The following is a 23,300-nucleotide window of genomic DNA, read 5'->3' on the forward strand; positions in this document are numbered from 1 at the left end:
GGGGGGGGGCTCAGAGGATCCGCTGGAGCAGTACGTACCCGCCCGCCTCGCCCGCCGGCGCGAAGCGCGACCCCGGATGGAGCCACTCGGCGTAGGCGACGGGGTCGCCGGCCCAGCCGGAGGAGTTGTCGAAGACCAGGAAGGCCGGCAGCACCCCCTTGGTGTTGCCGATCCAGAACACCTGGCAGCGCGAGGTCAGCCGGGTCAGCGGTCCGTTGTCCGCCTCCACCCGCACCCCGTCCGGGATCTTCGCCAGCAGCCGCTCGACGGCGGCCACCCGCTCGGGCTTCTCGTACGCGGAGCGCTCACCGAGCCGGGCCAGCGGCATGCTGGTCGCGCTCAGCGCCAGGGCGGCAGCGAGCACGGCGCCGGGGAGCTGGGCGGCGTACGCGCGCACCCGCGGGCGGCCGCTGTGCCGGGCGATGTCGAGGGCGTCGGCCAGGGCCAGGGCGAGGACCGGCATCAGGACCGCGCTGTAGTGGTAGCCGGTGGACCAGTAGTGCGGGTCCCCCGACAGGAACCGCCAGCCCAGGGTCGGTACGGCCACCAGCAGCAGCGGGGAGCGCAGCGCGAGGAGCCCGGTGGTGGGGACCAGGACCCAGCCGAGGGTGGTCAGCTTCGTGCCGAGGCCGCGCAGCGGGCCGCCGCCGTCCTCCCCGAGCTTCTCCCAGTAGGCGTAGCCGTCGGTGGCGAAGGCGGGGATCACCACGGTGAAGACCAGGGCCGCGGCGGCCACCCCCGCCGCGGCGACGGCCGCCGCGAGGCGCGCGGCCCGCGGGTCGGCGCGCCGGGCCCGCCAGGCGACGACCAGGGCCAGGGCCGCCAGGGTGACGCCGAGGTCCTCCTTGACCAGCAGCAGCGGCAGCCCCCAGCCGAGGGCGGCCCGCCAGCGGCGCGCGAGCAGCGCCTCCAGGGCGAAGGCCAGCAGCGGTACGGCGAAGCAGATCTCGTGGAAGTCGAACTCGACGGCCCGCTGGATCCCCCAGGACAGTCCGTACGCCGCCCCGAGCGCGAGCCCGCGCGCCCGCCCGAGGAGCTTCGCCGAGGCGCGGGTGACGGGCAGCGCGGACAGCGCGAGCAGGGCCGCCTGGACGACCAGGAGGGTGAGGGGGGTCGGGAAGAGCCGGTAGAGCGGGGCGATCAGGGCGATGACGGGGCTGAAGTGGTCGCCGAGGACGTGGAAGCCCGGGCCCTTCAGGTCCACCACGGGCGCCTGGAGCCAGGCGTAGCCCCTGACTGCCTGTTCGAATATCCCGAGGTCCCAGGAGGCCTCCTCCATGCGCCGGTAGCGGGTCACCGAGAGCACGCAGTACGCGAGGAACAGGGCGGCGGTGAGCGCGTACGGCGCCCGGGGCGCGGCCCGCCCGGCCGGCCCGCCGGCGCCCGGGATGCTTCCGGATATCGGCATCCGGACAGATTCTCATCCCCGGCCGGAATGCCTCCCTCCGCCCCCGGCCCCCGGGACCGTGCGACTCCGCCCCGCCGCTCCGGCCCCCGGCGCGGGCGGCTCCGTCCCGGCCCCTCACCCGTGCGGGGCCGGAATGCCCCGCGCGGCCGAGGGGGCGGCGTCATAGGGTGGGAACCCCCGGCCCGTTCACGTGTCGGGCCCTTCGCGTTGCCCCCCGAGGCCCCTCGCCTCCCACCGGATGGAAAGCCTGTCTCATGAGCCTGCACGGACTGCTCGACGCCGTCACCCGGGACCCCGCCCTCGCCGAGGCGGTCACCGCGGCCGGGGACGGCAACCGCATGCACGTGGACCTCGTCGGCCCGCCCGCCGCCCGGCCCTTCGCGATCGCCGCCCTGGCCGCCCGTACCGAACGGACCGTGCTCGCGGTCACCGCCACCGGGCGGGAGGCGGAGGACCTCGCCGCCGCGCTGCGCTCCCTGCTGCCCCCCGACGAGGTCGTCGACTACCCGGCCTGGGAGACGCTGCCGCACGAACGGCTCAGTCCGCGCAGCGACACCGTCGGCCGCCGGATCGCGGTGCTGCGCCGGCTCGCGCACCCGAGCAAGGACGACCCGGCGGCCGGGCCCGTCTCGGTGGTCGTGGCTCCCATCCGCTCCGTGCTCCAGCCGCAGGTCAAGGGGCTCGGGGACCTGGTGCCGGTGAGCCTGCGGCAGGGGGACACCACCGACCTCGGCGGGGTCACCGAGGCCCTCGCGGCGGCCGCGTACGCCCGTGTCGAGCTGGTCGAGAAGCGCGGCGAGTTCGCCGTCCGCGGCGGCATCCTCGACGTGTTCCCGCCCACCGAGGAGCACCCGCTGCGCGTGGAGTTCTGGGGCGACGAGGTCGAGGAGATCCGTTACTTCAAGGTCGCCGACCAGCGCTCCCTGGAGATCGCCGAGCACGGCCTGTGGGCCCCGCCCTGCCGGGAGCTGCTGCTCACCCCCGAGGTGCGCGAGCGGGCCGCGGCGCTGGCCGAGGAGCACCCCGAGCTGGGCGAGCTGCTCAACAAGATCGCCGAGGGGATCGCGGTCGAGGGCATGGAGTCCCTCGCCCCCGTCCTCGTCGACGACATGGAGCTGCTGATCGACGTCCTGCCGGCCGGGGCGATGGCCGTGGTCTGCGACCCGGAGCGGGTCCGCACCCGTGCCGCCGACCTGGTGGCGACCTCGCAGGAGTTCCTGATGGCCTCGTGGGCGGCCACCGCCGGCGGCGGCGAGGCCCCCATCGACGTCGGCGCGGCCTCGCTGCGCGGGATCGCGGACGTACGCGAGCACGCGCGCGAGCTCGGCATGATGTGGTGGTCGGTGTCCCCCTTCGCGGCCGACGAGACGCTGACACATGCCGCTGACGCGGCGGGGGTGGGCGGTGACGTGCTCAAGCTGGGCATGCGCGCCCCCGAGGCCTACCGGGGCGACACCGCCCGCGCGCTCGCCGACACCAAGGGCTGGATCGCCGACGGCTGGCGCACCGTCTACCTCACCGAGGGCCACGGCCCGGCCGCCCGTACCGTCGAGGTGCTCGGCGGAGAGGGGATCGCGGCCCGGCTGGAGGCGCGGCTGCCGGCGCTGGAGCCCTCGATCGTCCACGTCGCCTGCGGTTCCCTCGACAACGGCTTCGTCGACCCGGCGCTGAAGCTGGCCGTCCTCACCGAGACCGACCTGACCGGTCAGCGCACCGCCACCAAGGACCTCGGCAGGATGCCGACCCGGCGCCGCAAGTCCATCGACCCCCTGACCCTGGAGGTCGGCGACTACATCGTGCACGAACAGCACGGTGTCGGCCGCTACCTCGAGATGGTGCAGCGCACGGTGCAGGGAGCCACCCGCGAGTACCTGCTCGTCGAGTACGCGCCGGCCAAGCGCGGCCAGCCCGGCGACCGCCTGTACATCCCCACCGACCAGCTGGAGCAGGTCACCAAGTACGTGGGCGGCGAGGCCCCGACCCTGCACCGGCTCGGCGGCGCCGACTGGACGAAGACCAAGGCGCGGGCGAAGAAGGCGGTCAAGGAGATCGCCGCCGACCTCATCAAGCTGTACAGCGCGCGCATGGCGGCCCCGGGCCACACCTTCGGCCCCGACACCCCCTGGCAGCGCGAGCTGGAGGACGCCTTCCCGTACGCGGAGACGCCCGACCAGCTCACCACCATCGCCGAGGTCAAGGAGGACATGGAGAAGTCCGTTCCCATGGACCGCCTGATCTGCGGCGACGTCGGATACGGCAAGACGGAGATCGCGGTCCGGGCGGCCTTCAAGGCGGTGCAGGACGGCAAGCAGGTGGCGGTCCTGGTCCCCACCACCCTGCTCGTGCAGCAGCACTTCGGCACCTTCTCCGAGCGCTACAGCCAGTTCCCGGTCAAGGTGAAGGCGCTGTCCCGCTTCCAGTCCGACACCGAGTCAAAGGCCACCCTGGAGGGGCTCAAGGAGGGCTCGGTGGACGTGGTCATCGGAACGCACCGGCTGTTCTCGCAGGAGACGAAGTTCAAGGACCTGGGCCTGGTCATCGTCGACGAGGAGCAGCGGTTCGGCGTCGAGCACAAGGAGCAGCTGAAGAAGCTGCGCGCCAACGTGGACGTGCTGACCATGTCCGCGACCCCGATCCCGCGCACCCTGGAGATGGCGGTGACCGGCATCCGCGAGATGTCGACGATCACCACCCCGCCGGAGGAGCGCCACCCGGTCCTCACCTTCGTCGGCCCGTACGAGGAGAAGCAGATCGGCGCGGCCATCCGGCGCGAGCTGCTGCGCGAGGGGCAGTGCTTCTACATCCACAACCGGGTCGAGTCCATCGACCGGGCGGCCGCGAAGCTGAGGGAGATCGTGCCCGAGGCGCGGATCGCCACGGCCCACGGCCAGATGTCGGAACAGGCCCTGGAGCAGGTGGTGGTGGACTTCTGGGAGAAGAAGTTCGACGTCCTGGTCTCCACCACGATCGTCGAATCCGGCATCGACATCTCCAACGCCAACACCCTCATCGTGGAGCGCGGCGACAACTTCGGCCTCTCCCAGCTGCACCAGCTGCGCGGCCGTGTGGGACGAGGCCGCGAGCGCGGGTACGCGTACTTCCTGTACCCGCCGGAGAAGCCGCTGACGGAGACGGCCCACGAGCGTCTGGCCACCATCGCCCAGCACACCGAGATGGGCGCCGGCATGTACGTGGCGATGAAGGACCTGGAGATCCGCGGGGCGGGCAACCTGCTCGGAGGCGAGCAGTCCGGGCACATCGCGGGCGTCGGTTTCGACCTGTACATCCGGATGGTCGGCGAGGCGGTGGCCGACTACCGGGCGGCCGTCGAGGGCGGCGGGGCCGAGGAGGAGCCGCCGCTGGAGGTGAAGATCGAGCTGCCGGTCGACGCGCACGTCCCGCACGACTACGCACCCGGCGAGCGGCTGCGCCTCCAGGCCTACCGGTCCATCGCGGCGGCGAACTCCGAGGCCGACATCAAGGCCGTACGGGAGGAACTCACCGACCGCTACGGCAAGCTGCCGGAGCCGGTGGAGAACCTCCTGCTGGTGGCGGGCCTGCGGATGCTGGCGCGCGCCTGCGGGGTCGGGGACATCACCCTCCAGGGCCCGAACATCCGCTTCGGACCGGTGGAGTTGCGCGAGTCGCAGGAGCTGCGCCTCAAGCGCCTTTACCCGGGGACGGTCCTCAAGCCGGCCACCTCCCAGGTGCTGGTTCCGCGCCCGAAGACGGCGAGGGTCGGCGGCAAGCCGCTGGTCGGCCGTGAACTGCTCGCCTGGACCGGGGAGTTCCTCACCACCATCCTCGGGTCGTAGCCCGGCGGCCGGGATCCGGCGGTTGTCGCACGTGACCGCCCGCGCGCCGTGCGCGGGCGGTCACGTGTCTTCCGGCTCCCGGTGGGGCGGGGGAGCGGGCCGCAAGCCTTCTCTGCCCTTTTTGTGACGGTATGCCGGTTCCTGGAGCCGCGCATATCATCGACCGGTGATCACGCCGACAGCCCTCCGGGCCGCCGCGACGGCGGACTTCCCCGCCCTGTTCCTGCGCCCCTGGCGGCAGGAGGACGTCCCCGCGTTCGTGGAGGCGTACGCCGATCCCGTCCTGCGGCACCGGACCGCCGACCCGGTCGACGGGGAGGGGGACGGGCGCCGCTGGGTGGAGGGCCGGCGCCGGGACTGGGAGGCGGGCCTGCGGTTCGGCTTCGCGGTACTGGAGGGCGAGACGGGCCCCCTGGCGGGCGGCGTCGTCCTCAAACGGCCCGTGCCCGGCGGCCCTTCGGCCGAGGTCGGCTACTGGACCGCCGCCCACGCCCGGGGCCGGGGCGTCGCCCCCCGCGCGCTGGGGGCCCTGACCGACTGGGCGTTCGAGACCTTCGCGGGCCGCGGACTGGAGCGCCTCGACCTCCTGCACCAGGAGGACAACGAGGCCTCCTGCCGCGTCGCGCGCAAGTGCGGCTACCTCTTTCGCGCCACCCTCCCGGCGGCCCCGCCCGAGTACCCGCTCAACGGCCACCTGCACGTCCGGCCTGCGCGGGCCTGACGTGCGGGCGGCCGTCAGACCGCTTCGCCCGCCGGGCCGCCGACCTTGGAGAGGTCCAGGACGTCGGAGTCCTTCGGGGACGTGGTGTCGACCGGGACGTCGAAGGCCGAGAACAGGGCCTCGGCGGTGCTGTCGCCGCTGACGGTCGACTTCAGGATGTACGGCGTGCCCTGCGTGGCGACCCAGTCCGTCTGGGTGCCCTGCCGGGACGGGAAGGCGATCGCCAGCGCGGGCTTGCCGCCTATGGTGCCGGTCTGGCCCTTGCGGGCGAGGGGGCTGGACTTGCCGAGGTCGCCCGTCAGCTTGGCGAGGTCGCAGCTGTTGGTCATGGAGGCGGCGCGGGGGTCGGAGGCGGGGATCTTCACCCAGCGGTCGGCGAGCATGCTGACCATCTGGTCCGTCTGCTTCTGCGGGGCGTGCTTCTGCTTGGCCGCGCCCCGCCAGTAGGTGGCGTCGCCGCGGAAGTGGACGAGCTCGGCGGACTTGATGATGTCCAGCTTGCCCATGCCGTCGAGGCGTACGGCGCCGTTGCAGTTGCCCTTCTTGTCGAGGGAGAGGTCGATCCGCATCGGCTTGCCCTGGTACTGCACGTTGGCCGCGACGTGCAGCGCCTCCGCCTTGCGCGTGGCCTCGCCGGCCCGGGTGAGGATCTCGGAGCCCGCCAGTTCGGTGAGCGCGGGCCCGCCCTGGGCGCCCGCCGGGCCCGAGGGCGAGGCGGTGGCGGACGGGGAGGGCGCCTGCGCGGCGCGGGCCCGGCCGGCGATGTCGGAGGCGCGGCCCTCGCCGGGCACGCACGCCGTCAGCCCGCCGCCGATCAGGGCCGCCGCGGCGAGCGCCGACGCGGTGGTCTTCGTACGGCCACGGCCGTGACTCGGGCTGCGCATCTTGGTTCCCCCCGTGGAGCGGTGACTAGGACTCGGGTCCGAGCCTAGGCGGTGCCTGTGACACGGCACCCGACGGGGCCGTGGCGGGCCGGCGCACGCCGGTGTACTCGACCGACCCGGAGTCCGGACCGCCCTGCGCGTGCTTGACGAGGTACGGCACGGCGTCCAGCAGCACGTGGTCGGTGATCTCGGTCCCGCCGGGCCCCTTCGACGTGAAGACCGCGACCGGTTTGCCGTTCTGCCGGGTGTCCTGCTCGCGGCGGATGCCGGCCGGCTCCGCCGGGAACGCCTCCTCGGGCCGGGCCGCCTCGCACAGGGCGACGAGGTGCGCGACCGAGGGGTCCGCCGGTCTGACGTCGATCCAGCCCTGGTCGCCGTCCGGCGACTTGACGGGTCCGTCCCTGAACTGGTCGCGGAGGAAGCCGGCGTCACCCCTGAAGGAGAGCCTGCCGTCCGCCATCAGGATCTCCCCCGACCCGGCCCCGGTGACCGTGACCTTGCCCCAGCACCCGCCATCACCCTCGAAGGTCAGCTCCGCGCCGATCCGGCGGTCGCCGGCCGTGCGCGTGACGAGCGCGTTCTTGGTGCCGGTCCTGCCGGTCTCCTCGTACGCGGCGCGCAGGACGGCGGCCGGATCCCTGCCCGCGAGCGGATCGGGTGCGGGGGGAGGCGACGCCTCCGCCGCGCCGGACCCCGGGACGCAGCCGGTGACGGTCAGCAGGGCCGCGCAGGCGAGTGCGGCCGCGGCCGCGGGCAAGGTGGTGCGCATGGGTCGGTCCCCCCGGGATCGGCGTTCAAGGAGCCCGGACGCTATCCGGCCGCGCTGGAGCCGGGACTTCTTCCAGGTCGCGCGGCCCGTGACCGCGGCCGTGGGCGGGACGCCCGGGGGAGCGGCGCGTACGGGGTCCGCACGGCGGGCCGCCGGACGGCGGCGTCCGGCCCGGACGACCGTGCTGCGACCCTGCAACGGTTGGGTCCATCCCCTCACGGGCGGCCGGAAACGCTGTATACGCTTCGAGCCGTCCCCTTTCCGCACGGCCCGTCAGGAGCACCGATGCACGGCCCCGGCATCCCGCCGCAGCAAGGCCCCCACGGCCACCGGCCCACTTCCGGGGCCGCGATGACGCTGCGCGTGCTGTTCACGGCGCTCCCCGTACTCAGCTGCGGTTTCTTCGCCTGGGGTGCGCTGCTGCGGCTCGCGATCCTCACCCGCAAGCCCCGCGACTGGGCGCTGCTGGTGCTCACCCTGGTGCTGTCGGTCGTGTGGATCACCTTCATCGGGCTCGACCCGACGGCCGACACCAGCGGCTGGCAGAGCGACCTCGGCGCGGGTGGCTCGATCTTCACCGGCTTCGCGGTCTGCGTCTACTACGTCGTCGCCGACATCAGGCACCACGAGGCCAGGGCACTGGCTCCGGCGCCCTGGTACCCGCCCGCGCCGCAGCCCCCGTACGCACAGCACCACCAGCCCCAGCCGCCGCACCAGACCACCCCGGGCTACGGCTACCCGCCGGACGGGCCCCCCGGAGCCCGGCCGCCGGTGCCCCCGCAGCAGCCCGCGCCGCCCCGCATCGGACAGGTCCGCGCCGAACTCGACGAGCTCAGCGAGCTGCTGCGCAAGCAGACCCCGGCCCGGCCCCCGCAGCCCGGCGGCCCCTATCAGGACCCGAACACCACGGCGATCCAGGACCCCCAGCAGTGACCGAGCCCGAACGCCTCATCGGCGAGCGCTACCAGCTCGCCACCGTCCTCGGCCAGGGCGGCATGGGCCAGGTATGGACGGCCTACGACCGCCGCCTGGACCGCCGCGTCGCCGTCAAGCTGCTGCGGCCCGACAAGGTGGCCGGACCCGGCACCGTCGCCGAGGAGCTGCGCCGCCGCTTCGTGCGCGAGTGCCGGGTCACCGCCCAGGTCGACCACCCCGGCCTGGTCACCGTCCACGACGCGGGCAACGACGGCGACGAGCTGTACCTGGTCATGGGCTACGTCGAGGGCTCCGACCTCGCCGACCACCTCGCCGCACACGACCCCTACCCCTGGCCCTGGGCGGTCGCGGTGGTGGCGCAGCTGTGCGCGGTGCTCTCCGCCGTGCACGCGGTGCCGATCGTCCACCGCGACCTGAAGCCGCGCAACGTGATGGTCCGCCCGGACGGGACGGTCCTCGTCCTCGACCTCGGCGTCGCCTCCGTGATGGACACCGACACCACCCGCCTCACCAGCACCGGAACCCCGATCGGCAGCCCCGCCTACATGGCCCCCGAACAGGCCATGGGCGGCGCCGTCGGCCCGTACACCGACCTGTACGCCCTCGGCGTGCTGCTGTACGAACTCCTCAGCGGCGGCGTCCCCTTCGCCGGGACCACCGCCCTCGGCGTCCTGCACCGGCACCTCTACGAGCCCCCGGCGCCGGTGCGCCCGCTGCGCCCCGAGATCCCCGCCGAGCTGGAGGCGGTCCTGCTGCGCCTCCTCGCCAAGGACCCGCAGGACCGCCCCGGCTCCGCGCAGGAGGTCTACGAGGCCCTCGCGCCGCTGCTCCCGGTCCCCGGCAGCCGCCTCCCGGCCGGCCCCCTCGACCCCACCCGTCCCTTCCTGCGCCCCCAGGCCCCCTGGCCCGACCGGGCGGCCGCCGTCCCGCCGCGCCCGACCGCGCCCCCGGCGCCGCCCCGCCCCGACGTCCCGGGCGCGGTGGACGAGGCCCGCAAGCTGCTGGACCAGGGCCGGCTCACCCAGGCCGTGGACATCCTCGGCGACATCCTCCCGGCGGCCGCCGCCGAGCACGGCGAGCACTCCCCGGTGGTCCGCAGCCTGCGCAAGCAGTACGCGGCCACGCTGATGGACGACGGCCAGTACCGCCGGGCCCTGCCGGAACTGCGCCGCCTGGCCGGCCAGTTCCCGGCCGGGGACCCGCAGTCGCTGCGCTTCCGCTACGACGCCGCGCAGTGCCTGGAGCAGCTGGGCGAACCGGCGGCGGCCCTGGCGGAGTACCGCTCGCTGCTGCCCCTGTTCGAGAACCACTACGCCAACCCGGACCCGGGCCTGCCGCTGGAGGTCCGCCGCCGGATAGCGCACCTGCTGCTCTCCCTCGGCGACCGGCCGGCGGCCCACGACACCCTGGTCCGCCTGCTCTACGACGCGGACCGCATCCACGGCCCGGCGCACCCCCTGCCGGTGGAGATCCGGCGCACCCTGCAATGGCTGGGCCAGGTGCGCTGACCGCCGCGAGCGGCACGCCGGGCCGGGAGCGGGGGAGGAGCTACACCGCGGCGCCCCGCTGACGGCGCCGGAGCACCGCCGCCCCCAGCACCACCAGGACGGACACCCCCGCGACACCCGCCCCCGCCGCCAGCCCCGGCGGGCTGAACTCGCAGCTCACGGTGGTGGTGCGGCCGTCCAGCGGGACCGCGAGCAGGCCGAGGCGGGCCCGCGCCGGGCGCCCGTCGCAGCTCCAGCCGGCGATCGCCGGGACCGCGACCACCGCCGTCCCGGCGCTGCCCGGGGGCAGGGTGGCGCTCAGCCCGGCGGAGGAGACCCGTACACCGGTGGCGGCCTTCGCCCGCAGAGCGGAGACCGCCGCCCCCAGCCGGGCCCCGTCCAGGCAGGACAGCGCCCAGCGGGCGGGCGCGGGCCGGTCGAAGACGAGCTTCGAGGCGGGCCCGCGCGAGAGCCCGAGGGACTGGAGCGCCGCCCGGTTCTTCGGGGGATTGCCGTTCAGCTTGAAGGGGCGGCCGCCGGCGAGGCGGGCCGTGGCGTTGTACTCCGGCGCCCACAGGAAGGCCTCGGTGCCGGCCCGGCAGATCCCGGGCGCGACCGGGTCCTCGTACACCCGCGCGCCCAGCAGCAGTTCCTGGTTGGCGAAGGGGGACTCGCCGTACGCCACGGGCGCTTCCGCCGGGCGGACGGTGACCAGCGGCAGGGCCTCGGGGCGGGTGACGGTGCCGTCCGGCGCGAGCCGCGCGCCGACCGCGAACACCGCGTCCGTCACCGGGTTGTCGAGGCTCTGCACGCTGCGCCCGCGCGAGGTCCAGCCCGCGCCGAGCGCCGTCATCGTGCGCGTGAACACGTCCGGGGTGTGGCTGCTGTAGTACGCGCCGCCCTCCCCGCCCAGCAGCATCGGGTCGTTGCCCGTCAGCGCCGGCCGGCCCGCGTCGGTCCGGTACGCCGGCCAGCCCCCGGCACCGGCCAGGGCGCGGGCGCGCGCGGTGTGCGCCCGGTCCCAGGAGGGGTAGTCGTCCAGCCCGGCCAGCTTGCGCCGGTCGCCGTACGCCGTCGTCGCCGCGGCCTGCGCCACCAGCACCGCCGTGAGCAGGCCCGCCGCCACCGGCAGCAGCCGCCGGTGGCCGAGCGCCCGCCAGGCCCAGGCGCTCAGCGCCAGCCCGCCCGCGAAGAGCGCGTACCCCCACGCCGTCGGCAGGGCGCTGCCGCTCGCCCACAGCGCGGCCGCCGTCAGCAGGCCGGCGCCCGCCGCGAGCGCCCGTACACCGGGCACGCCCGCGGCGAGACCCGTCCAGGCGGCGATCACCGCGATCCCGGCCAGCACGAAGGTCTGCCGGTACGCGCTGCCGTTCGGGGTCGCGAAGAGGTGCCAGGCCAGATGGGTCGGCTCCCACTGGAGGGACAGCGCCACCGCCGTCACCAGCCCCGCCCACCACCAGCGGGTGCGGGCCGGCAGCGCCCGGTGGAAGGGCAGGGCCGCCAGGAGCAGCAGCGTCCCGGTGCCCACGAACACGGCGGGGGAGTTGAAGGAGTACGTCGCCGGCAGCAGCCGCGCGAACAGGTCCGGCCACGGCACCGGCCCGAACTCCCTGGACCAGCCCGGGTACGCCTGCTTCGAGCTGAGGAACAGCGGGAGCAGCACCGGCGCCGCGAGGCCGATCCCGAGCACGGTGGTCACCACCGCCCGCCCGACCGCCAGGGCCCGCTCGCGCGGCCCCTCCCGGGTCAGCACCACCCGCACCACCAGCACCAGCGCCGCGCCCAGCGTGGCCATGTACGCGGTGTAGAAGTTGGCCGTCCAGCTCACCGCCACGACCAGCACGGCCAGCACCGGGCGCCGCGAACGCAGCGCCCACTCGCCGGTCAGGCACAGCAGCGGGAAGGCCACCAGCCCGTCCAGCCACATCGGGTTGTACGCGGCCTCGATCACCGACCAGCCGCACAGCGCGTACGAGGCGCCCAGCAGCCCCGCCGCCCACCAGGGCCCGCTCCGCTGGGTGCGCAGCAGCCAGGCCATGGCCGCCGCCGCGACCGCCGTCTTGAGCACGGTCACCACGTACACCGCGAGGTCGATGTCCTCGCGCGGGAACAGCGCCACCAGCACGGCGAACGGGCTCGTCAGGTACGTGCCGAAGTCGGGCAGGAAGCTGGTGCCGTAGCCGGACTGCCAGTTGAGGAGGAGACCGCCCTCGGCCCGGCCGTGCAGCAGGTCCCACAGGTGCGCGTGGAACGGCACGAACTGGTTCCCGAGGTCGTTGACGCTGCGGTGGCGCGGTCCGTACGGGAACACCCGCGCGACGGCGTCCCCGCCGCACACGGCCACCGCCGTGACGAGCGAGGCCACCACCGCCCCGAGCACCCCCGGCCCGCGCCCGGCGCGCCGCGGCGCCTGCGCATCGGGACGGTACGGGATCCGGGGCTGGGCGAGCTGCGATGTCGGCATGGTGCTCCGACGATCTCAGGAAGGGCGGGCCCCGCGGCGACCGGGGGGTGAACTCGCACCCCAACACCACCGGAATCGTTGGTCGAACCGGTGGCTCGGGCCACCCTGACTGCATACCATCGATCACCGCACGGCCCTTGTGCACCGACGCACAATCTCCCGGCCCTGGAGGCTCCTTTGCACCGTCGCACAGCGCTCTCCGTCTCCGCCGCCCTGCTCGTGGCGGCTCCCCTGCTCACCGCCTGCTCGGACGGGACCCGGCCCGGCACCGCGGCCGTCGTCGGGGGTGAGCGCATCAGCACCTCGGCCCTCCAGGCCCAGGTCGCCGACGTGCGCACCGCCCAGAACCGGTCCGAGCAGGGGGCGCAGCTGATCGGAGCCACCGCCGGGCTGGAACGGCTGAAACTGAACAAGATGATCCAGAGCGCCGTCCTGGAACGGGCCGCGAAGGACGCCGGGCTGAGCGTCAGCCCCAAGGAGGTCGAGGACGTCCGCAAGGCGCAGCTCCAGCAGCTGGGCGGCGAGGAGGAGCTCCGGGACGCGGCGCTCCAGCAGGCGCAGCTGGCCCCGGGCCAGATCGAGGCGGACACCCGCTTCAAGCTGCTGCGCGACAAGCTCTTCGCGCACTACGGGAACCAGGACAAGGCCGTGGCCAAGCTGGCGGAGGCGGCGAAGGCCCTGCACATCGAGGTCAACCCGCGCTACGGACGCTGGGACGCGCAGCAGATCCTGCTCGGCGACCAGGAGACGCCGTGGATCACCCAGCGGACCCGCCCCGAGCAGGCGGCACCCGCCGGAGCGTGACGGCCGCGGGCGGAGGTAGGTTCGGAGTGTGACCGACACCGCCGCCCCCGCCCCCGCCGAGCCCACCGGCCGGATCGTCCTGCTGACCGCCAGCCACCGGGTCGCCCCCGGGCTGCTGTCCTGGCCGGCCTGGCAGACCCTGCACGCCGCGGACCGGGTGCTGTGCGCGGACCCGGGCCACCCGCAGCTGCCGTACCTGCGCGAGGCCGGGGTCGAGGTGGCGCACGAGGTCCCGGACGCGCACGGGCTGGTCGAGGCCTGCGCCGGGGGCCGCACCGTCGTGGTGCTGCCCGGCGGCGAGGGCGACCAGCGGCTGACGGACGGGCTGGCCCGGCTGGCCGGCTCGGGCCGGGTCGCCATGCCCGACCTGGAGCTGCTGCCCGGCTCCTACGACCTGCCGGGCGCGCGGCTGCTGGACCTGGTGCAGGTCATGGACCGGGTGCGCCGCGAGTGCCCCTGGACCTCGCGCCAGACCCACGAGGGGCTGGTGAAGTACGCCATCGAGGAGGCGTACGAGCTGGTCGAGGCGATCGAGGACGGCGACCGGGACGCACTGCGCGAGGAGCTCGGCGACGTCCTGCTCCAGGTGGTCTTCCACGCGCGCATCGCCGAGGAGGAGGGCGGCGGCGAGGACGGCGCGGAGGCCTTCTCCATCGACGACGTCGCGGGCGACCTCGTCGACAAGCTGATCCGGCGCCACCCCCACGTGTTCGGGGACGCCACCGCCGACTCCCCGGACGACGTCCGCGCCCACTGGCAGGCCACGAAGGCGGTCGAGAAGCAGCGGGACTCCGTCACCGACGGGATCCCGCTGGGCCAGCCCGGCCTGGCGCTCGCGGCCAAGCTCGCGGGGCGGGCCCGTACGGGCGGGGTGGCCGTGGAGCTGCCCCGGGGCGAGGGCGTGGGGTACGAGCTGCTCGAGCTGGCGGCGCGCGCCGAGGCGTCGGGGACCGATCCCGAGACGGCGCTGCGCGCGGCGGCCCGCGTCTACCGGGACGCGATCCGGGCGGCCGAGGGAGCCGGCGAGTAGCCGTCGGCGTCGGCCCGCCGGCCCGGGTTCAGTAGGGGCGGGGGGCGCGGCCCGACGGGTCGTGCCAGTGCGGGGCCGGGCGGTGCAGGAACCATTCGCCGAAGCCCAGCGGCCGGGTGCCGGGGGCGCCCCCGAGGGGGATCGTGTCGTGGAAGAGCCGGTCGGGGCGGGCCCCGAGCTCCTCCAGGAGGTGGACGGTCTCCTCGATGAACCGCGCCGGCCCGCTGAGGTAGACGTCCTGCTCCCGCCACAGGCCGCGGTGGCCGAGCGCGGTCGCCAGCCGGGCGGTGGCCTGGTCGCGGTGCTGTCCGGGGGCGGGGGTGATGTAGGTGACGCCGAGCCAGGGGCAGGCGGCGGCGTGCCCGTCGATCAGGGGCCGGTCGTAGAGGTGCGCGGAGTCCCGGGCGACCACGAAGAGCCGCACGTCGTGGTCGGGAGGGTGCTGGACGAGTTCCTCCAGCAGGGCCCGTACGGGCGCCCAGCCGGTGCCGGCGGCGATGAGGGTGAGGGGGCGGTCCTCGCGGCGCAGGGTGAGCCGGCCGCCGGGGGCGCCGAGCCTCAGCACCTCGCCGGGCAGGACGTCGCGGACCAGGGCGGTGCTGAGCCGGCCGCCGTCGATCCGGCTGACGTGCAGGTCGACGGTGCCGTCGGGGCGGGGGGCGTTGCCGAGGGAGTACGTGCGCCAGGTGACCGGGACGCGGTCGCTGCTCACGCTCACGTACTGGCCGGGCCGGTAGGGCAGCGGGACGCGCGGGGCGAGGGTCAGGACGCCGATGTCCTCTCCGTACCGGAGGTGGCGCACCACCTCGGCCTCCCACCAGGGGGGTTCGTCGCTCTCGGCGGCGCCGGCGGTCATCGCGTCGGCGATGCACTGGTAGGCCTCGGACCAGGCCTTCTCGACGGCCGGGGACCAGGCGGCGCCGGAGGTCTCGGCGAGGGCGGCGAGCAGGCTGGTGCCGACGGCGGCGTAGTGCCCGGGGCCGACGAGGAACTTGCGGTGGTCGCGTCCGAGGTCGCGTAGATAGGGGAGGAGGGTCCCGCTCTCCAGGTGGTCGACCACATGGGTCAGGGCGGCGAAGAGCCGGTCGCGCTGGCGCTCCATGTCCTCGGAGGAGTCCGGGAAGAGTTCGCGGAGCCCGGGGTTGTGCCAGAAGAGGTGGGAGTAGAAGTACTTGACCGCGTGTTCGGCCCGTCTCTCCACCACCGCGAAACTGCTTTTCAAGATCCTCACGTCCACAGGACCGACAGTAGGAGCGCCGCGGAACCCGGCGTCAAGTGATCTCCGATCTGCGGACAGCCGCGACGAAGCGGTCATATGGGATGGCCGGCGGTGGGCCGGGATACGGTCGACGGGTGCACGAGCAGACCCCCGCCGCCCCGTCCGACCCGTCCCGCCCCCAGGGGCCGACGCTCTTCGACTGGGAGTTCGCGACCGACCCCTACCCCGCCTACGCCTGGCTGCGCGAGCACTCCCCGGTGCACCGCACCAGGCTCCCCAGCGGGGTGGAGGCCTGGCTGGTCACCCGGTACGCGGACGCCCGCCAGGCCCTCGCCGACCAGCGGCTGAGCAAGAACCCGGCGCACCACGCGGAGCCGGCGCACGCCAAGGGCAAGACCGGGATCCCGGGTGAGCGCAAGGCGGAGCTGATGACGCACCTGCTGAACATCGACCCGCCGGACCACACCCGGCTGCGGCGGCTGGTGTCGAAGGCGTTCACCCCGCGCCGCGTGGCCGAGTTCACCCCGCGCGTGCAGGAGCTGACCGACCACCTCATCGACCAGATCGTGGCGAGGGCGCGGACCGAGGGGAAGGGGGAGGCGGACCTCATCCACGAGTTCGCCTTCCCCCTCCCCATCTACGCCATCTGCGAGATGCTCGGCGTACCGCGCGAGGACCAGGACGACTTCCGGGACTGGGCCGGGATGATGATCCGGCACGGGGGCGGACCGCGCGGCGGGGTGGCCCGCTCCGTGAAGCGGATGCGCACCTATCTCGGGGAACTCATCCACCGCAAGCGGGACGATCTGGGCAATGACCTCATCTCAGATCTGATCCGGGCAAGTGACCACGGAGACCATCTGACGGAGGCCGAGGCCACGGCGATGGCCTTCATCCTGCTCTTCGCGGGCTTCGAGACGACCGTGAACCTCATCGGCAACGGGATCCACTCCCTCTTCATGAACCCGGACCAGCGCGAGCGCCTCCAGGCCTCCCTCGCGGCCGGGGAGAGCGCGCTGCTGGAGACCGGGGTCGAGGAACTGCTGCGCTACGACGGCCCGGTGGAGCTCGCCACCTGGCGGTTCGCCACCGGGTCGCTGACCCTCGGCGGCCAGGACATCGCGGCCGGGGACCCCGTGCTCGTGGTCCTCGCGGCGGCCGACCGCGATCCGGAGCGGTTCGCCGTCCCGGACACCCTCGACCTCTCCCGGAGTGACAATCAGCACCTCGGATACGGCCACGGGATCCACTACTGCCTCGGCGCTCCGCTCGCCCGCCTCGAAGGCCAGACGGCCCTCGGAACTTTGCTGAAGCGTCTGCCGGATCTGGAACTCGCCGTTCCCCCCACGGACCTGCGCTGGCGCGGCGGACTCATCATGCGTGGCCTGCGCACCCTCCCGGTCCGCTTCACAGTCCCGAACGCCTGAGGGCGCGCGCGAAGCGGAACTGACCGGAAGTCAGTCCACTCCCGAACTTGTGACATCCGTTCGAAGGCGGCTAGGTTCTGCCGTTACCCCGCCGTTATACGAAAGGTGCAGTCTCATGCTTCCCGGGAACGGCCGCCACAGACGCCCCCGCCAGGTACCCGCGATCGTCGTCACCGCAGGAGTCACCGGCTCCGCGCTGGCCATGCCGCTGCTCGCCGCCACCGGCGCGAGCGCGGCCGACACCGCCACGTGGGACAAGGTCGCCGACTGCGAGAGCGGCGGCACCTGGAGCGCGAACTCCGGCAGCGGCGCCTACGGCGGCCTGCAGTTCACGCTGGAGCAGTGGAAGAACGCGGGCGGACTCGCGTACGCGGAGCGCCCGGACCTCGCCAGCCGCTCCCAGCAGATCGCGGTCGCCGAGCGGGTGCTGGCCTCCCAGGGCCCCCAGGCGTGGCCGCTGTGCTCCGCCTCGGCCGGGCTGACCCAGCAGGGGCCGAAGCCCGAGGTGGACCCGGGCGACAACAAGAACCCGGGGCCCGTCGCGCCCACCCCGGCCCGGCCGGACGAATCGGTGCCGGTCACCGGCAAGGGCAAGCCCTCCACCGACTTCGGGGCGCCGACCCCGGCGCCGAACAGCCCGTCCACCGGCCCGAGCGTGCTGCCGGACTACCCGCTCGGCCCCTCCAGCGGACTGCCCGTCATGCCGGAGCCGGACTTCACCGTGCAGCCCACCACGCCCCCGGTCTCCCCGACCGCCCCCGGCACCCCCGTCGCCCCGGTCTCCCCGACCGCGCCCGGCACCCCGACCTCCCCGGCCGACCCGACGGCCCCGGCCGTCCCGGGCCTCACGCCGACCGCCCCGGCCGTCCCGGGCACCCCGTCGGGCACCCCGTCCGGCACCCCGTCGGCCACCCCGTCCGCCGAGGCGGGCGACGGCGGGGGCAAGCACCGCGGCCCGGCCGCCGTCGAGCTGCCGGCGGCGCCTGGCGCGGCGTCAGCCGCCGCCACCGATCCCACGTACACCGTGAAGCCGGGCGACAGCCTCGCGGCCATCGCGGACGCCAAGGGGGTCAAGGGGGGCTGGAACGAGCTCTACAAGGCCAACGAGCAGGTCATCGGCGGGGACGCGGACCTCATCAAGCCGGGCCAGAACCTGGATCTAACCAAGGAATAGGGGCAGTTCGGGCATCCAATAAGACTTGAATGTCCGTTATCGGTAAATGAGACATGCATCTCTTCCGGTCAACTGGCGTGTCTCGTTCCGGAACTTCCGCAAACCCCGCTCCGACCTGCGCAAACGCGCCTTTGAGGAACGCAAGTAGGCCGGTTTCTCCCCAAAATCACACGTTGAACATCGGGGAGAGACCTGTCTACCTTCTGAATCGCTCGCCACCGCGGGCTCCTTCGACCGCATCGCCGAATCCTGCCGGCGGACGGAGGGAACAGTCGTCGCGCAAGCGCCGAAGGCAGGAGCGGGGGAACCAAGGTAGGCGCCGGGAGAGGCCGTTGAGAGACGGCCGCGTACCGGCTAGGGGTGAAGACACGCGCCGCGCCGCGTGACCGGGCAACTCATCCGCCCGAACCCGACAGCTCACCTCGAAGGCGTCGGTGAGGAGAAATCCATGCTGCTTTCCGGCAAGGGCAAGCACCGCCGCGGCTCCAAGGCCGTCCGCATCGTCACGCTCGCCGGTGTCGCCGGTGTCGCCGTCGCGGCCCCGCTGATGGCCGCGGGCACCGCCAGCGCCGCCACGGCGTCCGAGTGGGACAAGGTCGCCGCCTGCGAGTCCGGCGGCAACTGGTCCATCAACACCGGCAACGGCTACTACGGCGGTCTGCAGTTCTCGGCCTCCACCTGGGCGGCGTACGGCGGCAAGGCCTACGCCTCGCAGGCCAACCAGGCCAGCAAGGCCCAGCAGATAGCCATCGCCGAGAAGGTCCTCAAGGGCCAGGGCAAGGGCGCCTGGCCGCACTGCGGCGTCGGCCTGTCCAACTCCGCGTACACCGGCGGCGGCACGGCCACCCCGGCCAAGCCGAAGCCCGCCACCAAGCCCGCCCCGGCCAAGCCGGCCCCGGCCAAGCCCGCCCCGGCGAAGCCGTCCACGCCGAAGGCCGACACCGAGACCAAGGGCTCCGGCTCCGGCTCGGGCAACTGGACCCCGGCCAAGCCGTCGACCCCGAAGACCGAGGCCCCGAAGACGGGCAACGGCACCTACGTGGTCAAGGAGGGCGACACCCTGGGCACCATCGCCGAGGCCAACAAGGTCAAGGGCGGCTGGGAGAAGCTCTTCGAGCTCAACAAGGACACCGTGTCCGACGCCGACCTGATCTTCCCGGGCCAGAAGCTGAAGCTCGCCTGAACGTCCGCGTAACACTCGCGGCACCCCGCAGCATCCCCACCGCCCGGCGCGTATCCCCCACGCGCCGGGCGGCGGCATGTCGTGCGCCGGTACCCGCATAGCGGAACCGGACCTCCGGCTTCCGATGCCCGGCCCGCCGCGGAACGCACAGGAACACGGGCCCTATGTCCCGGAAGGCGGGCATTCGGCACCTTTTTCGTCCCAGGACCCGGGCGGTCGGGCAGCCCACTGCCCCGAGCCGGTTAGGCTCTAGTCGGCAGGGCCGTCCCACGGCCCCACGCCACCGCACACCCAGCGTCACATCCCAGAAGGAGATGCTCGTGCCGTCCATCGACGTCGTCGTAGCCCGGGAAATCCTGGACTCCCGAGGCAACCCCACGGTCGAGGTCGAGGTGGGCCTCGACGACGGCAGCACCGGCCGTGCTGCCGTTCCGTCCGGCGCCTCCACCGGTGCCTTCGAGGCCATCGAGCTCCGTGACGGTGACCCCAACCGTTACATGGGCAAGGGCGTGGAGAAGGCCGTCCTCGCCGTCATCGAGCAGATCGGCCCGGAGCTCGTCGGCTACGACGCCACCGAGCAGCGCCTGATCGACCAGGCCATGTTCGACCTCGACGCCACCGACAACAAGGGCTCGCTCGGCGCCAACGCCATCCTCGGCGTCTCCCTGGCCGTCGCGCACGCCGCGTCCGAGGCCTCGGACCTGCCGCTGTTCCGCTACCTCGGCGGCCCGAACGCGCACCTGCTGCCCGTTCCGATGATGAACATCCTCAACGGTGGGTCGCACGCCGACTCCAACGTCGACATCCAGGAGTTCATGATCGCCCCGATCGGCGCGGAGTCCTTCTCCGAGGCGCTGCGCTGGGGTGCCGAGGTCTACCACACCCTCAAGAAGGTCCTGCACACCAAGGGCCTGTCCACCGGCCTGGGCGACGAGGGCGGCTTCGCCCCGAACCTGGAGTCCAACCGCGCCGCGCTCGACCTCATCATCGAGGCCATCAAGCAGGCCGGTTACACCCCGGGCAAGGACATCGCGCTCGCGCTCGACGTCGCCGCGTCCGAGTTCTACAAGGACGGCAAGTACGAGTTCGAGGGCCAGTCCCGCTCGGCCGCCGAGATGACCGACTACTACGCCGAGCTCGTCGACGCGTACCCGCTGGTCTCCATCGAGGACCCGCTGTTCGAGGACGACTGGGCCGGCTGGAAGACCATCACCGACCGCCTGGGCTCCAAGGTCCAGATCGTCGGCGACGACCTCTTCGTCACCAACCCCGAGCGCCTCGCCCGCGGCATCGAGGAGGGCTCCGCCAACGCCCTGCTCGTGAAGGTGAACCAGATCGGTTCCCTGACCGAGACCCTCGACGCCGTCGAGATGGCCCAGCGCAACGGCTTCAAGTGCATGATGTCGCACCGCTCCGGCGAGACCGAGGACGTCACCATCGCCGACCTCGCCGTCGCCGTGAACTGCGGTCAGATCAAGACCGGCGCCCCGGCCCGCTCGGACCGCGTCGCCAAGTACAACCAGCTGCTGCGCATCGAGGAGATCCTCGACGACGCCGCCGTGTACGCCGGCCGCAGCGCCTTCCCGCGCTTCAAGGGCTGACACGCCTTCAGGGCGAAACCCCTCGGGGACACCCTGGGGCTTAGCCTCCGTACGTCCCCGCACTCGGTCCCGTACCGTGTGCGGGGACGTATTGCGTAGTGCGCGCACAGGGGAGGCGGGGCCATGACCGGGAACCGGGACCGGTTCTCCACCTTCTCGACGGCGACCCGGCTCAGACAGCTCGGCGAACGGACCGCGGCCCACGTCTACCGCTCGCAGTCCCGCCGGCACATCCGCCGCAGCCGGCTCACCGGCCGGGCGGCGCTGCTGGTGCTCGTCCTCTGTACGCTGGTCGTCGCCCTCGCGTATCCGATGCGCCAGTACGTCTCCCAGCGCTCGGAGATCACGGACCAGCAGCGGGCCGCCGACACCGCGCGCAAGCGCCTCGAACAGCTCCGCGACGAGAAGGCCCGCTGGCAGGACCCCGCCTACGCGGAGCAGCAGGCGCGCAAGCACCTGCACTTCCTGCGCCCGGGGGAGATCGGCTACATCATGAGCGACCCCGGGGCCGCGGCCCCGGAGCACCGCCGCGGCGGTCAGGACGGTTCCGACCGGCCCTGGTACTCCAACGTCTGGGACGGCGTCGACAAGGCCGACCGCCCCGGCGAATGACCCACCCATCACGTACGACCGAACGAAGAGACTTCCTCCAGGCATGCAGACGCCCCCGCCCCAGACCGACCGGACCGAGCCGACCGACGCGGACATCGAGGCGTTCGAGCAGCAGCTCGGCCGCCCGCCGCGCGGGCTCCGCGCCATCGCGCACCGCTGCCCCTGCGGCCAGCCGGACGTCGTCGAGACCGCACCCCGGCTGCCCGACGGCACCCCCTTCCCCACCCTGTACTACCTGACGTGCCCGCGCGCGGCCTCCGCGATCGGCACGCTGGAGGCCAACGGCGTGATGAAGGAGATGCAGGCCCGGCTCGCCGAGGACCCGGAGCTCGCCGCCGCCTACCAGAAGGCGCACGAGGACTACATCCGGCGCCGTGACGCCATCGAGGTGCTCCAGGGCTTCCCGAGCGCCGGCGGCATGCCGGACCGGGTCAAGTGCCTGCACGTGCTGGTGGGCCACTCGCTGGCCGCCGGTCCCGGGGTGAACCCGTTCGGCGACGAGGCGCTGGCCATGCTGCCCGAGTGGTGGGCCAAGGGCGCGTGCGTCACCCCGTGCGGGGAGCAGAAGGCGGAGGGGTCCGAGTGACCCGGGTCGCGGCCATCGACTGCGGCACGAACTCCATCCGCCTCCTCGTAGCCGACTGCACGGTGTCCGCCGGCGCCTCCGGCGAGGGGGCCGTCAAGGAGCTGGTCGAGCTCGACCGCCGGATGACCATCGTCCGGCTCGGCCAGGGCGTGGACCAGACCGGCCGGCTGGCCCCGGAGGCGCTGGAGCGCACCTTCGCGGCCTGCCGCGAGTACGCCGCCGTGATCGAGGAGTTCGGCGCCGAGCGGGTCCGCTTCGTCGCCACCTCCGCGTCGCGCGACGCGGAGAACCGGGACGAGTTCGTCCAGGGGGTCATGGACATCCTCGGTGTCGAGCCCGAGGTGATCTCCGGCGACCAGGAGGCGGAGCTCTCCTTCACCGGCGCCACCGGGGAACTCGTCGCCCACGAGCACCTGGAACGGCCGTTCCTGGTGGTGGACATCGGCGGCGGCTCGACCGAGTTCGTCGTCGGCGAGGAGCACGTGCGCGCCGCCCGGTCGGTGGACGTGGGCTGCGTACGGATGACCGAGCGCCACCTGGTGGTGGACGGCCGGGTCACCGACCCGCCGACCCGGGAGCAGATCACCGCGATGCGGGCCGACATCGAGGCGGCCCTGGACCTGGCGGCCGAGAAGGTCCCGCTGGCCGAGGCCCGCACCCTGGTGGGCCTGGCGGGCTCGGTGACCACGGTCGCCGCGATCGCCCTCGGCCTGGCCGAGTACGACTCGTCGGCCATCCACCACGCCCGGATCTCCTACGAGCAGGTCCGCGAGATCAGCGGACGCATGCTGACCGCCACCCACGCGGAGCGCGCCGCCATCCCCGTGATGCACCCGGGCCGGGTCGACGTGATCGGTGCGGGCGCCCTGGTCCTGCTCGCGATCATGGAGCGCATCGGAGCCACGGAGGTCGTGGTCTCCGAGCACGACATCCTGGACGGCATCGCCTGGTCCACGGCAGCCGCGGCCGTGTGAGGCCCCGTGCCGCAGCCCGCCCGGAAGCCGGCGCTTCCGGGCGGGCTGCGCTGTACACGGTGACGGCTGTGCGGGGCGTGCGGCTGAACATCGTGTTCCGCCCGATGGGCGGCTGGTGGGCAGGGGGAGGGGGCCCGGTGCGGCGGCAGGGCGAGGGCGGTGAGGGGCCCCCGGGGCGGCCGAAAGTGCCTCCGCGGGAACGAGGT

General features: G+C 73.7%; 18 protein-coding genes and 1 riboswitch. Of the genes, 13 read left to right on the forward strand and 5 right to left on the reverse strand.

What is annotated here, in order from left to right; all coding sequences use genetic code 11:
* Positions 1–10: 10 nt before the first annotated feature.
* Entirely contained in the window at positions 11–1,408 is a 1,398-nt protein-coding gene (locus tag ACZ4WZ_RS12715; RefSeq protein WP_467888919.1) for a DUF2079 domain-containing protein, read from the reverse strand.
* A gap of 254 nt (positions 1,409–1,662) precedes the next feature.
* Here ACZ4WZ_RS12715 and mfd point away from each other — a divergent pair, with 254 nt between their 5' ends.
* Positions 1,663–5,223 (forward strand): transcription-repair coupling factor, encoded by a 3,561-nt coding sequence (gene mfd, locus ACZ4WZ_RS12720; protein WP_467888922.1) that lies wholly within the window; start codon positions 1,663–1,665, stop codon positions 5,221–5,223.
* Positions 5,224–5,389: 166 nt separating this feature from the next.
* Positions 5,390–5,944, forward strand: a complete 555-nt coding sequence (locus ACZ4WZ_RS12725) for a GNAT family N-acetyltransferase (protein ID WP_467888924.1) — start codon at positions 5,390–5,392, stop codon at positions 5,942–5,944.
* Between the two features lie 14 nt (positions 5,945–5,958).
* Here ACZ4WZ_RS12725 and ACZ4WZ_RS12730 read toward each other — a convergent pair whose 3' ends face one another.
* Both ACZ4WZ_RS12730 and ACZ4WZ_RS12735 read right to left on the reverse strand, forming a co-directional pair.
* Complete coding sequence (locus tag ACZ4WZ_RS12730; RefSeq protein ID WP_467888927.1) at positions 5,959–6,828, reverse strand: hypothetical protein; 870 nt, start codon at positions 6,826–6,828, stop codon at positions 5,959–5,961.
* Positions 6,829–6,853: 25 nt separating this feature from the next.
* Complete coding sequence (locus tag ACZ4WZ_RS12735; RefSeq protein WP_467888929.1) at positions 6,854–7,597, reverse strand: hypothetical protein; 744 nt, start codon at positions 7,595–7,597, stop codon at positions 6,854–6,856.
* A gap of 285 nt (positions 7,598–7,882) precedes the next feature.
* Between ACZ4WZ_RS12735 and ACZ4WZ_RS12740 the strand changes: the two genes are divergently transcribed.
* Positions 7,883–8,530, forward strand: coding sequence for a hypothetical protein (locus tag ACZ4WZ_RS12740; protein ID WP_467888932.1), 648 nt, complete (start codon positions 7,883–7,885; stop codon positions 8,528–8,530).
* The gene (locus ACZ4WZ_RS12745; protein ID WP_467888934.1) at positions 8,527–10,041 is read left to right on the forward strand and encodes a protein kinase domain-containing protein; all 1,515 of its coding nucleotides are present in this window, start codon (positions 8,527–8,529) and stop codon (positions 10,039–10,041) included. Before ACZ4WZ_RS12740 ends, ACZ4WZ_RS12745 begins: the two co-directional genes overlap by 4 nt.
* Positions 10,042–10,081: 40 nt before the next feature.
* Here ACZ4WZ_RS12745 and ACZ4WZ_RS12750 read toward each other — a convergent pair whose 3' ends face one another.
* The gene (locus ACZ4WZ_RS12750; protein WP_467888937.1) at positions 10,082–12,484 is read right to left on the reverse strand and encodes a YfhO family protein; all 2,403 of its coding nucleotides are present in this window, start codon (positions 12,482–12,484) and stop codon (positions 10,082–10,084) included.
* Positions 12,485–12,661: 177 nt separating this feature from the next.
* Between ACZ4WZ_RS12750 and ACZ4WZ_RS12755 the strand changes: the two genes are divergently transcribed.
* The gene (locus tag ACZ4WZ_RS12755) at positions 12,662–13,288 is read left to right on the forward strand and encodes a SurA N-terminal domain-containing protein (RefSeq protein ID WP_467888939.1); all 627 of its coding nucleotides are present in this window, start codon (positions 12,662–12,664) and stop codon (positions 13,286–13,288) included.
* Positions 13,289–13,316: 28 nt separating this feature from the next.
* The gene (locus ACZ4WZ_RS12760; protein WP_467888942.1) at positions 13,317–14,318 is read left to right on the forward strand and encodes a nucleoside triphosphate pyrophosphohydrolase; all 1,002 of its coding nucleotides are present in this window, start codon (positions 13,317–13,319) and stop codon (positions 14,316–14,318) included.
* Positions 14,319–14,346: 28 nt separating this feature from the next.
* Here ACZ4WZ_RS12760 and ACZ4WZ_RS12765 read toward each other — a convergent pair whose 3' ends face one another.
* Positions 14,347–15,549: a globin domain-containing protein gene (locus ACZ4WZ_RS12765; RefSeq protein ID WP_467888944.1), complete on the reverse strand. Its 1,203-nt coding sequence runs from the start codon at positions 15,547–15,549 to the stop codon at positions 14,347–14,349.
* A gap of 122 nt (positions 15,550–15,671) precedes the next feature.
* Here ACZ4WZ_RS12765 and ACZ4WZ_RS12770 point away from each other — a divergent pair, with 122 nt between their 5' ends.
* The 7 genes from ACZ4WZ_RS12770 to ACZ4WZ_RS12800 all read left to right on the forward strand — a co-directional run bounded on the left by ACZ4WZ_RS12770 (position 15,672) and on the right by ACZ4WZ_RS12800 (position 23,094).
* Positions 15,672–16,964 (forward strand): cytochrome P450 family protein, encoded by a 1,293-nt coding sequence (locus ACZ4WZ_RS12770; protein ID WP_467888946.1) that lies wholly within the window; start codon positions 15,672–15,674, stop codon positions 16,962–16,964.
* 115 nt (positions 16,965–17,079) lie between these two features.
* On the forward strand, positions 17,080–18,138 hold the full coding sequence (locus tag ACZ4WZ_RS12775) for a LysM peptidoglycan-binding domain-containing protein (protein WP_467888949.1): 1,059 nt from the start codon (positions 17,080–17,082) through the stop codon (positions 18,136–18,138).
* Between the two features lie 274 nt (positions 18,139–18,412).
* Positions 18,413–18,584, forward strand: a riboswitch (cyclic di-AMP (ydaO/yuaA leader).
* A gap of 2 nt (positions 18,585–18,586) precedes the next feature.
* Positions 18,587–19,321, forward strand: coding sequence for a transglycosylase family protein (locus ACZ4WZ_RS12780; protein WP_467888951.1), 735 nt, complete (start codon positions 18,587–18,589; stop codon positions 19,319–19,321).
* 314 nt (positions 19,322–19,635) lie between these two features.
* Positions 19,636–20,922, forward strand: coding sequence for a phosphopyruvate hydratase (gene eno / locus ACZ4WZ_RS12785; protein ID WP_467888954.1), 1,287 nt, complete (start codon positions 19,636–19,638; stop codon positions 20,920–20,922).
* 123 nt (positions 20,923–21,045) lie between these two features.
* Complete coding sequence (locus ACZ4WZ_RS12790; RefSeq protein WP_467888956.1) at positions 21,046–21,534, forward strand: FtsB family cell division protein; 489 nt, start codon at positions 21,046–21,048, stop codon at positions 21,532–21,534.
* A 43-nt stretch (positions 21,535–21,577) separates the two neighbouring features.
* Positions 21,578–22,120 (forward strand): DUF501 domain-containing protein, encoded by a 543-nt coding sequence (locus tag ACZ4WZ_RS12795; RefSeq protein ID WP_467888959.1) that lies wholly within the window; start codon positions 21,578–21,580, stop codon positions 22,118–22,120.
* Positions 22,117–23,094 carry a Ppx/GppA phosphatase family protein gene (locus ACZ4WZ_RS12800; RefSeq protein ID WP_467888961.1) on the forward strand — a complete coding sequence of 326 codons (978 nt, stop codon included), beginning with the start codon at positions 22,117–22,119 and terminating at the stop codon, positions 23,092–23,094. Before ACZ4WZ_RS12795 ends, ACZ4WZ_RS12800 begins: the two co-directional genes overlap by 4 nt.
* Positions 23,095–23,300: the final 206 nt, after the last annotated feature.

It is taken from the genome of Streptomyces sp. NPDC029122 (genome assembly GCF_055569445.1).